Source organism: Sulfitobacter undariae (assembly GCF_014196805.1).
In the GTDB taxonomy this organism is placed as follows: domain Bacteria; phylum Pseudomonadota; class Alphaproteobacteria; order Rhodobacterales; family Rhodobacteraceae; genus Sulfitobacter; species Sulfitobacter undariae.
In genome coordinates this window covers 96910-111203 of sequence record NZ_JACIEI010000010.1, presented here as the reverse complement: position 1 = coordinate 111203, position 14294 = coordinate 96910, and the positions used below count along the sequence as shown (strand labels likewise).

General features: G+C 57.4%; 16 protein-coding genes and 1 tRNA gene. 6 read left to right on the top strand and 11 right to left on the bottom strand.

What is annotated here, in order from left to right; genetic code table 11:
• The first annotated feature begins 160 nt into the window (after nucleotides 1-160).
• The 3 genes from GGR95_RS13495 to GGR95_RS13485 all read left to right on the top strand — a co-directional run bounded on the left by GGR95_RS13495 (nucleotide 161) and on the right by GGR95_RS13485 (nucleotide 2543).
• On the top strand, nucleotides 161-1171 hold the full coding sequence (locus GGR95_RS13495) for a hypothetical protein (protein ID WP_184566707.1): 1011 nt from the start codon (nucleotides 161-163) through the stop codon (nucleotides 1169-1171).
• A gap of 443 nt (nucleotides 1172-1614) precedes the next feature.
• Nucleotides 1615-2031, top strand: coding sequence for a hypothetical protein (locus tag GGR95_RS13490; protein ID WP_184566705.1), 417 nt, complete (start codon nucleotides 1615-1617; stop codon nucleotides 2029-2031).
• Between the two features lie 71 nt (nucleotides 2032-2102).
• Nucleotides 2103-2543, top strand: a complete 441-nt coding sequence (locus tag GGR95_RS13485; protein ID WP_184566702.1) for a hypothetical protein — start codon at nucleotides 2103-2105, stop codon at nucleotides 2541-2543.
• Between the two features lie 372 nt (nucleotides 2544-2915).
• On the opposite strand, the gene GGR95_RS13480 is transcribed toward GGR95_RS13485, so the two are convergent.
• The 7 genes from GGR95_RS13480 to GGR95_RS13450 form a co-directional block, all read right to left on the bottom strand.
• The gene (locus GGR95_RS13480; RefSeq protein WP_184566700.1) at nucleotides 2916-3110 is read right to left on the bottom strand and encodes a helix-turn-helix transcriptional regulator; all 195 of its coding nucleotides are present in this window, start codon (nucleotides 3108-3110) and stop codon (nucleotides 2916-2918) included.
• Nucleotides 3111-3307: 197 nt separating this feature from the next.
• Nucleotides 3308-3382, bottom strand: a tRNA-Phe gene (locus GGR95_RS13475).
• A 110-nt stretch (nucleotides 3383-3492) separates the two neighbouring features.
• A complete protein-coding gene (locus tag GGR95_RS13470) occupies nucleotides 3493-3669 on the bottom strand; it encodes a DNA gyrase inhibitor YacG (protein WP_184566698.1) in 177 nt (58 codons plus the stop codon).
• Nucleotides 3666-4691 carry a ribonuclease E/G gene (locus GGR95_RS13465; protein WP_184566696.1) on the bottom strand — a complete coding sequence of 342 codons (1026 nt, stop codon included), beginning with the start codon at nucleotides 4689-4691 and terminating at the stop codon, nucleotides 3666-3668. Before GGR95_RS13465 ends, GGR95_RS13470 begins: the two co-directional genes overlap by 4 nt.
• A complete protein-coding gene (locus tag GGR95_RS13460; RefSeq protein WP_184566693.1) occupies nucleotides 4688-5266 on the bottom strand; it encodes a Maf family protein in 579 nt (192 codons plus the stop codon). The genes GGR95_RS13465 and GGR95_RS13460 overlap by 4 nt, the downstream gene beginning before the upstream one ends.
• Before the next feature lie 42 nt (nucleotides 5267-5308).
• Nucleotides 5309-5527, bottom strand: coding sequence for a translation initiation factor IF-1 (gene infA, locus GGR95_RS13455; RefSeq protein ID WP_005978431.1), 219 nt, complete (start codon nucleotides 5525-5527; stop codon nucleotides 5309-5311).
• Between the two features lie 68 nt (nucleotides 5528-5595).
• Nucleotides 5596-6483, bottom strand: coding sequence for a carbon-nitrogen hydrolase family protein (locus GGR95_RS13450; RefSeq protein ID WP_184566691.1), 888 nt, complete (start codon nucleotides 6481-6483; stop codon nucleotides 5596-5598).
• Nucleotides 6484-6620: 137 nt separating this feature from the next.
• Here GGR95_RS13450 and GGR95_RS13445 point away from each other — a divergent pair, with 137 nt between their 5' ends.
• The gene (locus GGR95_RS13445; RefSeq protein ID WP_184566689.1) at nucleotides 6621-7598 is read left to right on the top strand and encodes a LysR family transcriptional regulator; all 978 of its coding nucleotides are present in this window, start codon (nucleotides 6621-6623) and stop codon (nucleotides 7596-7598) included.
• Nucleotides 7595-8290 carry a Sir2 family NAD-dependent protein deacetylase gene (locus GGR95_RS13440; RefSeq protein WP_184566687.1) on the top strand — a complete coding sequence of 232 codons (696 nt, stop codon included), beginning with the start codon at nucleotides 7595-7597 and terminating at the stop codon, nucleotides 8288-8290. Before GGR95_RS13445 ends, GGR95_RS13440 begins: the two co-directional genes overlap by 4 nt.
• Before the next feature lie 11 nt (nucleotides 8291-8301).
• On the opposite strand, the gene GGR95_RS13435 is transcribed toward GGR95_RS13440, so the two are convergent.
• From GGR95_RS13435 to meaB, 3 genes are all read right to left on the bottom strand, one after another.
• Complete coding sequence (locus GGR95_RS13435) at nucleotides 8302-8778, bottom strand: copper chaperone PCu(A)C domain-containing protein (protein ID WP_184566685.1); 477 nt, start codon at nucleotides 8776-8778, stop codon at nucleotides 8302-8304.
• A gap of 128 nt (nucleotides 8779-8906) precedes the next feature.
• Complete coding sequence (gene rpmB, locus GGR95_RS13430) at nucleotides 8907-9206, bottom strand: 50S ribosomal protein L28 (RefSeq protein ID WP_184566683.1); 300 nt, start codon at nucleotides 9204-9206, stop codon at nucleotides 8907-8909.
• Between the two features lie 145 nt (nucleotides 9207-9351).
• Complete coding sequence (gene meaB / locus GGR95_RS13425) at nucleotides 9352-10323, bottom strand: methylmalonyl Co-A mutase-associated GTPase MeaB (RefSeq protein WP_184566681.1); 972 nt, start codon at nucleotides 10321-10323, stop codon at nucleotides 9352-9354.
• Nucleotides 10324-10416: 93 nt separating this feature from the next.
• On the opposite strand from meaB, the gene hrpB reads away from it, so the two are divergent.
• A complete protein-coding gene (hrpB, locus tag GGR95_RS13420) occupies nucleotides 10417-12840 on the top strand; it encodes an ATP-dependent helicase HrpB (protein WP_184566723.1) in 2424 nt (807 codons plus the stop codon).
• Nucleotide 12841: 1 nt separating this feature from the next.
• Here hrpB and gndA read toward each other — a convergent pair whose 3' ends face one another.
• Entirely contained in the window at nucleotides 12842-14257 is a 1416-nt protein-coding gene (gndA, locus tag GGR95_RS13415) for an NADP-dependent phosphogluconate dehydrogenase (RefSeq protein WP_184566679.1), read from the bottom strand.
• Nucleotides 14258-14294: the final 37 nt, after the last annotated feature.

The window sequence follows — 14294 nt, the reverse complement described above, 5'->3', positions numbered from 1 at the left end:
GCCACTCAGCACTGGGCTGGAAAAGCCCTGTCGCCTTCGAACGAAAGGTGGCTTAAACGAGCACTTGGGGCGGCACTAAAGCGTGACAGGTCCAGCCCGTCAAGTGCGGGCGGAATGGTATGGCCGGCGTCCAGGCAAGGCACTCGCCCACACACAACACGTGCACCGCGAAGACGCGCTCATCGGATCATGGCCGACATCTTGGCAGACCATGTACCCATTTCTGCGCCAGGCCCGGATCAAGGCCTCTTCCAAAGACCGATATGTCGCTTCCATCTCCCGCTGCGCCCAGATCGTCAATGCTGGCGGAGCGAATGACTGCCTGACTTTCTATACCGCATATTGTCTCGGGGAGGCATTCAAGGCCAGTGAGACGGACATCAGGCCGATTACGATCGCAAATTACCTTGAGGGCCTCATTGCTCTTGGCAAGTTTGGCGGCGTCAATGCGGAGGCTCTCGATGGCATGCGTTACATGCGCGACGCATTCCGAGATGAGGCAAAATTGGGCGAGAAGTTGAAGGTCGCTCGCATTAACGATCTGATAAGAAAGGGCGGATTTGAGTGCATCGCCGAAGTCATCGGTGATCTGCTTGTAGATGCCGATCTGTTGCCAGATCATTCAGCGCGCAAGGCGCTACTGCTGCAGACTGCGGCGTGCTGTGCTGTTGACATGAACAAGCCTGCAAGGACCGGTGACATGTCAAATTGGATCATCGGCAGCGATCTACGGCGTGAGACGGATGGATCGTGGCATCTCGCGTGGAACCAGAGAAAAACTGGCCGGAAAACAGAAGCTGGGGAACTCTGGCCGGAGATTGGTGAAGTTCTCGATGAACTCATTCTGTGCGGTCGGCCAAGCAGATTGATCCACATTCGCTACCGGGAGCTTGTCGGCAAAAACTGGCTGACACTGTCCGATGTGGCCAGGCCTGCAAAATGGCCGAGTGAACGGATCAAGACTGCAATCGGGGTGCCGTCGCACGACCTGCGGACCCTCGCGGCCGACTATATGCGACGGCACGATCCGGAGATCGCCGCGCGGGTCATCGCGACACATCTCGGCCACGGGACACTCGAAGCCGGCGAAGAATACTCGACTGAGTGTAAGAGCGAGGCCGCAGTCCGCGCTTGGCAAAATGACCGGCAGAAGATCGCACAGGCAGTATAGCAACAAGAACGATCGTCCTCGATCCTTAATATGCCTGACTGCCAAGACAAAAGATGTCGATGATATGTCTGCAGGGTAAAATGGCATTGTCCTTAACAATCCCCGCTGTTGTTTCAATTTCTCTCAACCACCTCGCCATCCCAGCCTGGCTATCGCTGCGGGTCTAAAATGATGCAAAATGGCGAGGGACGTAGAGAACGGGGCACGGAAAATCTTGCAAAGGAAATGAAAAGTGTGATCGGACAGCATTCTTGTCTGCCGCGCCCCTTCTTGCGAGAGCGCGGCAGACAAAAATGCAGTGCCTCAGAAGAGATAAAGAAACCCGCCGGCCGTGAAACCCCCTGCTGCTACCTGAAAGTCGGCAAAACCACCCCGGAAATCAAAAGGAGGCTCCCCCGGGGCTCTTGATCGCCATGATGGGCGGCACAACTTGGAGGTATCCAATGTCTATTCAATCAGTTCTGTCACGCACTGCGAGCGATGACTACGCGCTCGAACTAACCAAAGATTTTTTCCATGAATTCGGAGAAGCGGTGTTGAACGCCGCTGCAATGCTCGGCGGACCGGCCGCGCATCGCCGCTGTTTGCGGCTCTATGCGAATATCGTCGAAAGCGCAGTCCTTTCAAAAACACTCAAGCATGAACTTGTCTGGCTACATCGGCTGCTCATGCTGGATTTTGTCGGGGATCCAGAGCGTGAGGAAACTGCGCGTTTCGTGGCGCTTGATCTTCAGGACCCACGTGTCGAAGAGGTTTGTCTCGGGGCAGACCGGCTCTTCGATCTCCTCGTCGCAATTGCCGATGAGCACCCGACCTGCGACGTCGTTCAACGCGAGATATTTGATCTCTCTGCTGCATGACCCTTCCGTCGGCCATTGGGCCGGCGTCTTGAAGCCCTCGCATTCAGCCAGGGCCAGGCCAGGAGTAGGTCATGACGAACTTTTTCCACACACAGCCCCTTGAGGAACTCTGCGCACGCAGCCTCGAAAAAATCAAGCATGTCACCGACGCGGCAACATCGACGGAAGTTGCGGGGACGGCGCACAATCAGAACGCGATCCGCAAATCGATGAACACCCTTTCCGAAGGCAAATTTCTTCGTCACGATGCTTACGAAGACCTTGATCGTGTCATTTCGATCCTCGCCGAAGAACTCGATCGGGAGACACGAGATTTCGTGCCAATTTTTCATGGCCGCAATGATCCCGATGAGGGGGCGATCGGCACCGTCATCCATGAGCGGGTTCTGACCTCGCGCGGTGAACAAGTCGCCGATTGTCTCAGAAATTTGCGTGTTCTTCGCGAGATGCTACTGGTTTTGGGGCATCGCTTTGCCGCTGAGCGTATCGTCAACCGGCGCTTCGGAACCTGATATCATGGGGCGCTGACAGGGACGTCGGCCGCCTCCATTGACTTTGGCCTCGAATTCGCCTCGCCAACGGCGAGGTGGATCCTATGCCAGGTCCGAATGCGGGAACCTTTCGCATTTGGGGAACTGCTACTTCATTCTTGGCTTGAGCTTGAACTATCGTCGTTATTGCTTGGATCGGGATCAATCAAATCCTATTTTACCGAACTTCGAACAACGGGGGGACGAGTGAACTCGACGATGTTTAGGGGGGGCAAAAAGCTTGCCCCCCCACCTTAGATCTATCATGAGCTTTGCTGTGACCTCCATGCACAACCGCCATAGCTCACGACCCGCGCAATATTGAGCCAGCGCTGTGCACGATCTCCGTCGCCCTCAAGACAGGTATTTGCCTTCAACCACTTTCATGATCAATGAGCGGCGCCAGCGGCTCGAACCTCCTTGCTTTTGCGCTGGGGGAAATGTGCCACGTTTAATGTCGCGGTAGATGCTCGCCCGAGAGCGGGCCACGATTTCGCAGACTTCTTTGATAGGCAATAGGATGTCCTGGGGGGAGTTTTCGTGGTTCATTCTTCTTCTCCAATTGGTGAACTGTAGAAGAAATGATGTCGATCGGGTTTCGCCGGAAACGACTATGTGTCAATAATCGTGCTTGATGCAATCAATCGAGGGAGGGAAGTCTGTTGTCCCGCTGTCGTCCCGAAGCCGGAAAAGTTAAAGTTCAGGATATGACAAATGAAAAAAGCCATATTTTACTGATACTTAAATGGTGCCCAGGGGCGGAATCGAACCACCGACACGAGGATTTTCAATCCACTGCTCTACCCCTGAGCTACCCGGGCACCGGGACCAGTTAACTGGTCGGGTGAGCGGGTTCTAGGAGCAATAGCGGCGGGTGTCCAGCCCCATTTTACCCATTATTCAAACTAGATGGGAATCTAGCTTAATGCGATCACTGCGGGGGCGCATTTTCCAATGCTTCTATCGCCTTTTCGATGTCTTCCGGGTCCTGCGATGGCACTGCATATGTGCCTGAAAACCATTTGGACAAATCAATGTCAGCGCACCGTCCCGAACAGAAGGGGCGGTACTTTTCGTGGGTTTCATCGGCGCAGATCGGACAAGTCACGCCAACACTTCCGCCAAAGGTGCGCGGGCGCGTTTGCGCTGCAGCTCATAGTGACCAAGTGGGGTCCAGCCAATCAACGTTGTTTCCACATCATCGGCACGGAACGCGGCCCGCAGAGCCGTCTCAAACGGACGGCGGTCCTTTTTCGGCATTGGGGCTAGATCAAGCGTAATCTGCCCCCCAAGGCCACGCAGGCGCAGCGCACGGGGCAAGGCACGGGCACAGGCCATGTTAGCCTTGATACCTGCGGCAAGTGACACATCAGCGCCCGTGTTGACGTCTACGGCCACCAATGCGCGTGTGGGTTCAACATACATCGAAGCCCCGCCAGAGAGTGGGACCAGATCTTGTGCTAGTGCATCCAATGCGTCCAGAACGCCGTGCTCTTCAAACCCACCGTCTTCGGTCACGATCTCGGCCTTTTCGACCCAATCGCGCCAGGCCAGCACATGCGGGCCATCGCCTTCAGACAGGGTTTCCATCTCTGCGCTCTCATCGTTCAAAACGGCATTAGCTAAATCCAGCATCGCTTCGATATCCTCTGCGATGGCCTCACTTTCGGCACCCTCACAGCATGATCGAAGAATCAGCCCGTATGCGGCACCGTCCATCGCATCATGTGCGATTTCCAAAAGGCGGTCACGTTCTGGCTCATCGCGAATCGAACGGGAGATATTCAAACCGGGCGCATCGGGAGTGATGATCGCATAGCGGCTTTTGAACAGCAGCTTGTTGGTTACGGGAATCGCTTTGCCGTCCTCGGCAAATCCGGTGACCTGCACCAGCAAAGGTTGCCCCGGAGAAAGACCTTTGATCTGGCGCAAGAAAGCTGAACCATCAGGCGTCTTAAGAAACATGCCCCCCTGCCCCTTTACGGGACGGTCGGCAATGGCACGGTAGATGGTGCCGACGCGGGCTGCCTCGGGCGTATCCACCAGCAGATCGTCCAACTTTCCATCCACCATCAAGGCGGCGGCTTCGATGTCACCAAGGTGATCGAGAATAATCGTACGGCCCTTCATGAGCTTTCTCCATATATCGGGTATCCCGCTGCGCGCAGCAGGTTTGCTGTCTCGGCCAATGGCAGACCAACGATAGCTGTAAATGATCCAGAAATCCAAGGAATCAGCACACTTGCAGGTCCTTGAATACCGTAGCCGCCTGCTTTGCCTTGCCAGTCACCTGTATCCAGATAGGCACGCAGTTCATCTTCAGCGATGTTTTTCATGCGCACCGTGCTCATCACATCGCGCTGCCACAGCTTGCCGCCGCGCTTAACGGCAACGGCTGTGATCACTTTGTGACGGCGACCAGACATGGCGCGCAGAAATTTTTCGGCCTCCGCACGGTCATCGGGTTTCCCCAATATCCGGCGGCCAAGTGCAACTGTCGTATCGGCACAGAGCACGATATCATCTGCGTCGGCGGGTACTGCTGCAACCTTTTCACGGGCCATACGCGCACAATAGGGGCGCGGCAGTTCTGCCTTTTGCGGGGTTTCATCAATATCAGGTGCGCGGATATCATCCGCTACAACGCCGATCTGCGCCAGCAATTCCTTGCGACGCGGTGATCCTGATCCGAGGATGAATTTCATGAGCAGCTCCTCGCCCCACCTTCGGGGCGGGCGGGGAAAATGTTATTTGAAACGGTAGTTAATCCGGCCTTTGGTCAGATCATAGGGGGTCATTTCGACCTGTACCTTATCACCAGCCAGAACACGAATGCGGTTCTTACGCATTTTGCCTGCCGTATGTGCGATGATCTCATGGCCGTTTTCAAGCTCGACCCGGAACGTCGCATTAGGCAGGAGTTCTTTAACGACACCGGGAAATTCGAGCGTATCTTCCTTAGCCATGGTCTCTCCTGTAAAAACGTCCCCAGTTGCGGGGACACGCGCCTAAATGAGCGCTTCCGAGCGAATTTTCAAGAGGAGATACGCCCAAGAGGCATATTTACCGCTGGCTGATCACGGCCAATCTGCTCAACCCAGTGTTTACGGTTCAAAACAACGCCATCTGCGCGCACTGCGGCAATTAATTCAATGTCTATATCAGCATAGACCCAACCCGGCACACAAAGCTCGCCCACGGCCATCACGCCGGTAGAGGGAAAACCAGTGTCCGGCGGGCAGAAAACACCACCAGCACCCACGCTGGTGCCCAATGCCTCGGACCAATCCGCCTCACCGACCACCGATGACATGACGGTAACGCACTGATTCTCTAGCGCCCGCGCCATGGCTCCAGTGCGCACACGCCAATAGCCTGCCAGCGCCTCGGTGACGCTTGGAATGACAATGATGTCACAGCTTTCCAAAGCGCGGCCCAACAGCGGGAATTCACTGTCATAACAAATCAATATGCCAATACGTCCCAAAGCCGTTTCAAAAACCTGCAAAGGACAGCCGCCAATCACATCCCAGACTTCACCCTCGAATCGTGTCATGATCTGCTTGTCCTGCACGCCGATCTTACCACAGGGGGTGATCAGACGCGCACGATTGACGGGGCGCGTTTCTGTCGCAGCAGGCGCAGAGGCCGCGACAATATGCACACCGTATTGCGCAGCCAGGCGCAGATGCAAAGCATCCGCCTCAGGGAGCTTGTCCGACACCGCAAACAGTGATTTCTCCAAATCACCAGCCACGTCTAGCCCGTCCAACGTTGCCAGTTCCATTGCGCCATATTCGGGAAACACCAACAACTCCGCCCCATTCTGCGCGGCCTCGGCAACCCAACGGGTCAACTTCTCCTCGTACTGGGCCCAAGAGGTTAAAATGTCCAACGGGTAGGACGCTGTGGCGATTCTCATGTGGTGTGTTCCGATAATAACTGCATAGGAAGCCAGTTTGCCTCCCTTGCCTCCGAGCCACAAGAGCGATCCACACCACCTTGACGGCAGGTTGGCTGATCGGCATGAGGTGTATGGGCAACACTTAGTGAGACAAAATGGATATCAAAGGCATCAGCCTTCGCGGACTGGAAGTATTCGAAGCGCTTGCGCGCAGTGGTTCTGTGGTGAAGACCTCACAAGACACTGGCCTAAGCCAACCCGCCGTCAGCCAACAGTTACGTAATCTGGAGGCCGCGCTAGCGACCTCATTGATTGATCACTCCTGCCGCCCGATGCAGTTGACCCCAGCCGGACGCAATTTTTTGCGTCACACTGTCGCCGCTCTGGCCGAGCTACGGCTGGCTACAGCAGGCGCTTCAAGAATTGATCTGGGGCATCTTTCCCAGCTCAACATTGGCTTGATCACCGATTTTGACGACAATCTCACGCCCCACCTTGTGCGAATTTTGAATGAAAACGTTGCCGATTGCAGCTTCCATCTCATTTCATCCCACAGCCACGACTTGGTGCCCATGGTCGCAGATGGCCGCTTACATATGGCAATTTGCGCCAGCACCAGCGAAACCTTTGACAACTTACTAGAGTTCCCGTTGGTGCGGGACCCTTTGGTTCTTGTCAAACCCCGAGACGTAGCCAGCACACCCCACGACCTGCTTCAGGGCGTCAGTGACGTCCCATTGCTGCGCTACACCGATGAGCAGCTGATTGCGCGGCAAATCGAACTGCATCTCGCGACACAAAAACAATCACATTCCAAGCTGTTTGAAATCCGTAGCCATATGACATTAATATCGATGGTCGCCCAAGGCATAGGATGGACGGTCACATCAGCGGCAGGGTTAATGCGCGCAAAAGACCTGCACGATAAGATCACGATACACCCGTTGCCTGGAACTGGCGCAAGCAGACAGATATCACTCTATATCCGCAGCGATTGGGGCGCTGACGTCCCCCAAGACATTGCGAACGCCGTCAGAAATCTGATCGAGCGCCACATCATCACCCCCGCGCACACGCAAATGCCGTGGCTGGAAAACCATCTGGAACTCCTCGATCATGAGGCTGAAAAGTGAGCACAATCGTCATCTTGACTGGTGCAGGCATCTCAGCCGAAAGCGGATTAGAGACCTTTCGCGCTGAAACCGGCCTTTGGGCGCAGCACCGCGTCGAAGATGTTGCAACACCTGAGGGTTTCGCCCGTGATCCTGCTCTCGTTGTCGCGTTTTACAACAAACGCCGCAGTCAGGCTGCTGCCGCCCTCCCCAATGCGGCTCATTACGCACTTGCACGGCTCGAAGCAGAACACAGTGGCGACGTGCTGATCGTCACGCAGAACGTCGATGATCTGCACGAGCGCAGCGGAACCAAAAATCTGATCCACATGCACGGCGCGCTTAATTCCGCGCTCTGCGGCGCGTGCGATCACCGCTGGCCTGCCCCTGCAGTTATGGCAGCAAACGCCCCTTGCCCCAGCTGTGGCGCCCCGACGGCACGTCCTGATATCGTCTGGTTCGGCGAAATGCCCTACCACATGGATCAAATATTCGAGACCCTGAGCCGTGCAGATATTTTCGTGGCGATTGGAACGTCGGGCAATGTCTATCCGGCAGCGGGTTTTGTGGCCGAGGCCGCACGCGCAGGTGCTGAAACTCTAGAGATCAATCTGGAACCATCGTCCGTCGGGTCGCAGTTTGATGATGCGCTGCTTGGGCCAGCAACCCAAACAGTGCCAGCATGGGTCGACAGCATCCTGAAGCGCACGTAACCAGCGCGGGTCTAGCGGGTCTGATCCACAGGCACGACAATCTCGACGTCGCCCGCCACCTCAAACTTCAGCGTCACAGGCACAAGCTGCCCCTGCACCAACGGCCCTGTCAGGCCAAAAAACATCAGGTGGTCACCGCTGGGGCCAAAAACGTGGCTCTCGCCATCCGCAAGGGCAACACCTCCTTCGATCTCGCCCATTTCAACCCCGCCGTCTGCAACTTTCGTTTCGCTATGCAACTCTACCATCTCAGCCACATCCGATTCCGCGCCAATCAGGCGGTCCTCTTTTCCGGTCTGGTTGCCCAGCACAAAAAACGCCCGCGCCAAGGTGGCATCTGCCTGATCATTTCGCAGATAGGGCTGCTCAACCGAAAATGCAGCGTTATTTTGATCCAAGGGCGAAATCTTTACAGTCACAACCGCCATGACCACGGCAGCCAAGGCAATCAGAACAACAACGCCCATCATCGGTTTAGGATTTTTCACGCACAGCCCCTTTTGATCTTCGCATCAATTTGCGTATTGATACCTAGAATTCACAGACCCGAAAACAAAAAAAAACCCCGATCTGAAACCAGAACGGGGTCAATCTATCTATTTTCTAAACCCGAGGTTTAGGAAAGCGCGTCAGCAGTTGTGCTGGACTTCGAAATCGCTTTTTTGATCTTCAGCGCGTTGTCTGACAGTTCAATGTCTTTGGCTTTCGCCAGAAACTTGTCCAGACCGCCACGGTGGTCAACACTGCGCAGAGCAGCAGCGGAGATGCGCAGTTTAAAACCGCGACCCAGGCTTTCGGACTGAAGCGTTGTGTCATTCAGGTTTGGCAGGAACCGACGACGTGTACGGTTCTTGGCGTGAGATACGTTGTTGCCCGACATCGGGCCTTTTCCGGTCAATTCGCAACGGCGCGACATGGGTTCATCCTCTTGATTCGACGTGGCGCCTGTTATTGCGGCAACACAGCTAAGCAGGCCGGACATCCGCCGACCCCTAAATTGGTTCGCAGGCTTTAAGGGGAATCGGAACTCAGGTCAACCCGCCAGCGCTGCTTTCTCGCGTTTACGCACGTAAATCGCGCACAAAAGCCACCGCAGCTGCGGCAGGCTCCTGTTCACCCGCGGCCACCGCATCGCTCAGCGCAGCAAGGGCCTGACGTGCTGCGGGTGTTTCCAACTGCGCCAACAGCACAGACTTCACTCCTTCCTCAAACCAATAGCGCGCCTGCTGCGCACGGGTTTGATCCCAAAAACCGTTTTCACGACGCCAGTCCGACAAGGTTTGCAATGCTTCCCAAACCTCGGGCAAGCCGCGTTCTTCCAGCGCGGAAACGCTCATGGCACGCGGGTATCCTTCAGGATCTTGGGGACGTTTGCGCAACAATCGCAACGCTCCGGAATAGTCAGCTTGGGTCCGCAAAGCTGTGGCTTTCAAATCGCCATCTGCCTTGTTCACCACAATCACATCCGCCATCTCCATGATTCCCCGTTTGACGCCTTGCAGCTCATCACCACCCGCGGGGGCCAGCAGCAGCAAAAACAGATCAGACATCTGCGCCACCACGGTTTCCGATTGGCCCACCCCCACAGTTTCGATCAACACCACGTCGAAGCCCGCCGCTTCGCACAGGGCAATCGCTTCTCGTGTACGCCGCGCTACGCCACCCAAATGGGTCTGACTGGGGCTGGGTCGGATAAATGCATTCGGATCACGGCTCAGCACATCCATACGGGTTTTATCCCCCAAGATAGACCCGCCCGAACGCGAAGAGCTGGGATCAACAGCCAAAACCGCCACGCGCAGGCCCTGCCCTGTCAGCATCAAGCCAAAGCTTTCAATGAACGTGGACTTCCCCACACCGGGCGTGCCGGACAGGCCAATGCGCAAAGCTTGCTTGTCTTGTCCCAGCGCCGCCAGCAATTCGGTCGCTTGTGCGCGGTGATCTGCGCGTGCGCTTTCAACCAGCGTAATCGCCCGCGCCAATGCGCGCCGCTCGCCTGCGATGATGCGCTGTGCCATGTCGGTAATGTCCATGGGTGTCTCCCGTAAATGCTTAGCTGTTTTTCACGCCCTGTGCCGCGAATGTCCAGCCTTGCCCTGCCCCGCCGCAACGCAGATAACGACGCCATGCAAAGCAAACTACCCATTGATGAAGTCATGCCCGCCGTTCTGGATGCCCTGCGCACCCATGGCCGCCTCGTGCTGCAAGCCCCTCCGGGCGCAGGCAAAACAACCCGCGTACCACTGGCAATGCTAGAGGCCGGCCTGACAAAAGGCCGCATCGTGATGCTGGAACCCCGCCGCCTTGCCGCACGCGCTGCCGCTGAACGTATGGCGCAAACGCTGGGCCAAGACGTAGGTCAGACTGTCGGCTACCGCGTGCGGGGTGCCTCTGCCATCTCCAAGGCCACACGGATCGAAGTGGTGACCGAAGGCATCCTGACCCGCATGATGCAGGATGATCCCGAACTGCCGGGCATTGGCGCGGTGATCTTTGACGAATTCCACGAACGCTCGCTCAATGCCGATCTGGGGCTGGCCCTGTGCCTAGAGGTCGCGGGGGCGTTGCGCGATGACCTGATGCTGATCGCAATGTCAGCCACACTGGACGCCGCCCCTGTTGCCGCGTTGATGGAATCGCCCATTGTCACATCACAGGGCCGCAGCTTTCCCGTGACTTCCCATTGGCTCGACAAGCCACTTCCCAAAACCCAACGTTTTGAACAAGCTGTCGCTGATCTGGTGCTACACGCGATGGGCCAATCCGAAGGCTCCGCCTTGGTCTTCTTACCCGGAGAGGGAGAAATCAGGCGTGTAGAAGGATTGCTGGCACGGCAGGTCCCCGCAGATGTAAGCATAGCGCCGCTGTTTGGTGCGATGGATTTCAAAGCACAACGCGCCGCAATCAACCCTGCTTCAACAGGCCGCAAAATCGTGCTTGCCACCTCTATCGCCGAAACATCCCTAACCATTGAAGGCATTCGCATTGTGGTCGATGGCGGCCGCTCTCGGCGGGCCGAGTTCAACGCATCATCGGGCATGTCGCGCCTTGTGACCGCTCGCGTTACACAGGCCGAGGCGACCCAGCGAGCAGGCCGTGCAGGCAGGATGAGCGAAGGCGACGCCTACAAACTCTGGACACGCGGCGAAGATGGCGCGCTGGCCGCCTACCCTCCCGCAGAAATCGAAAGCGGCGATCTGAGTGCCTTCGCGCTGGAGTTGGCCCTCTGGGGTGCACAGGCCGAAGAACTGGCCTTTGTCACGCCCCCCCACGCGGGCCGCCTACAAGAAGCCAAGGCGTTGCTGAACATGCTAGATGCGCTGGACGCACAGGGGCGTATTACCCCGCATGGCCGCAAGCTGGCCAAACTGCCGCTGCACCCGCGTCTGGCCCATATGGTCGCAAAGGGCGGCCGCACCGCTGCCACTTTGGCCGCTATTCTGGCCGAACGCGACCCGCTGCGCGGCGCGCCACTGGACCTCAGCCACCGCATCCGCGCTGTCGCGGGCGAACGTGTGGCAGGCGAAGTACATCACGCCACGCTGGCCCGGATCAAGCAGGAGGCCAAACGACTAGCCCGCGCCACACTCAGCAATGGGCCAGAAGACATCGGCACGCTTGCCGCGCTCGCTTATCCTGACCGCATCGGCCTGCGCCGCAAGGGCGATGCCGCGCGGTTTGTCCTATCTGGAGGCAAAGGCGCTGTGGTGCCTGACGGCGATCCGCTGGCCGGAGAGCGCCTAATTGTCGCCACCGATTTGGACGGCGATCCCCGCGAAGCCCGCGTCCGCCAAGGCACGCCCCTGTCCGAGACCGCGCTGCGTGACGCCTTTGGCGATCAAATCGCATGGCATGACCACTGCGCATGGTCACGCCGCGAAGGCCGCGTTGAAACCCGCCGCCAAGAACGCTTTGGCACTTTGGTGCTAGATGACCGCACGTGGAGCGATGCGCCACAAGAGGCCGTCGCCCGTGCTATGTTGGAAGGGATTGCGCAGCTGGGCCTGCGCCCTGACAAACAGGCCGCACGGTTCTTGCGCCGTGCCGCGCTCATGGCGGATCAACCGGATTTCCCCGACTTTTCCGAGACGCATCTGCTGGAAACACTGGAAAACTGGTTGCTGCCCCATCTGGGCACCACCCGCAGCACTGCGGATTGGAAACGATTTGACATGCTGCCCGCCCTGCGCGGGCGGCTGGATTGGGACCAGCAACAACAGATGGACCGCACCGCACCCGCTCACTTCGAGACACCGCTAGGCCGCCGCATTGCAATTGACTACGATGGCGAGACGCCACAAATCGCGGTGCGTTTGCAAGAAATGTTCGGCGTCACCCGCCACCCCAGCGTCGCAGGCCAGCCATTGCAAGTTACGCTTTTGTCACCCGCCCAGCGCCCTGTGCAAGTCACCATGGATTTACCTGGTTTCTGGGATGGCTCTTATGCGGATGTGCGCAAGGACATGCGCAGCCAATATCCGCGCCACCCATGGCCCGATGATCCCCGCGCCGCAGACCCGACATTGCGGGCCAAACCGCGCGGCACGTGACCTAGGCCAGATCAGGCCAATTCGCGTGGAATTTGCCTTGCTTATCCACCCGCTCAAACCCGTGTGCGCCGAAGAAATCGCGCTGCGCCTGAATAACATTCGCGGTGCCGCGTGCGTGCCGCATTGTGTCATACCACGCCAGTGATGCAGACAAGGCTGGCAGAGGCACACCCAGCGACACACCTGCCACAACCACACGCCGCAAGGCAGGGATCGCATCCGCCAGCATCGCAGCGATCACAGGCGACAGAATCAAATGACCCGCTGGCATCTCTCCGCGCAAAGCCTGCGCAAAATCATCCAGCAATGCCGAACGTATAATACACCCTGCACGCCAAATTTCGGATATCCGCGCCAGATCAAGCGACCAGTCGAATTCATCCGACGCCGCAGCCAGCAATCTAAAGCCCTGCGCATGGGCCAGAATACGAGCAGCCAGCAACGCGGCTTCCAAATCTTCTGGCACAGGCACCGTCGCCTCCAGCGTGCCAGCGCTCAGTATTGGTTGCGCCAGTTCGCGCGCCGCCTTTTCCGAGGACCAGCCCCGTGCGCCCACTGCCGCCTCAATTGCATTTGCTGATTGGCCCATCTTCAAGGCTTCAATAACCGTCCATCGGCCTGTGCCCTTTTGCCCTGCTTGGTCAAGAATCACATCGACCATCGGCAGGCCTGTATCCGGATCAGTAGTTTGCAGCGCTGCAGCAGTCACTTCGATTAAATACGAGCTAAGCTTGCCAGCCTGCCAGCCCTCAAACAGCGCCCCGATGCGCGGGGCCTCCCAACCAGCACCATCGCGCAGAATGCCGTAGACCTCGGCAATCATCTGCATATCCGCATATTCGATGCCGTTATGCACTGTTTTCACAAAATGCCCTGCCCCGTCCGGCCCCAAATGCGCCACACAAGGGCTGCCCTCAAACTTGGCGGCAATCGCCTCGGCCATGGGTTTAAGCTGCTGCCAACTGTGGTCACTGCCACCCACCATCATGGAGGGGCCATGGCGTGCGCCATCCTCGCCACCCGACACGCCCATGCCAACAAAATGCGCGCCCGTGCCTGCCAGACGTGCAAAACGGCGGCGGGTGTCGTTAAAATCAGCGTTGCCGCCATCAATGATCGTATCGCCGTCTTCCAGCAACGGCAGCACCATGTCGATCATCGCATCCATCGGCGCACCAGAGGGAATCATAAACAGGATCGTGCGCGGCGCATTCAGCGCGGCAACGAATTCTTCCAACGTCGAAGCAGGCAGCAGGCTCTCTGCCAAAGGGCCAGCCTCTGTCAGAAATGGCGCAATCCACTCAACCTCGCGGTTGGTCACAGCCACCCGAAACCCATTGTCCGCAAGGTTCAGCGCCAAGGCACTGCCCATTGTACCCAATCCGTAAACGCCGATATCGGCTTTGGCCTGTTTCATGGGGTGCTCCTGATCGGTTGATTATCGCATAAGGTTC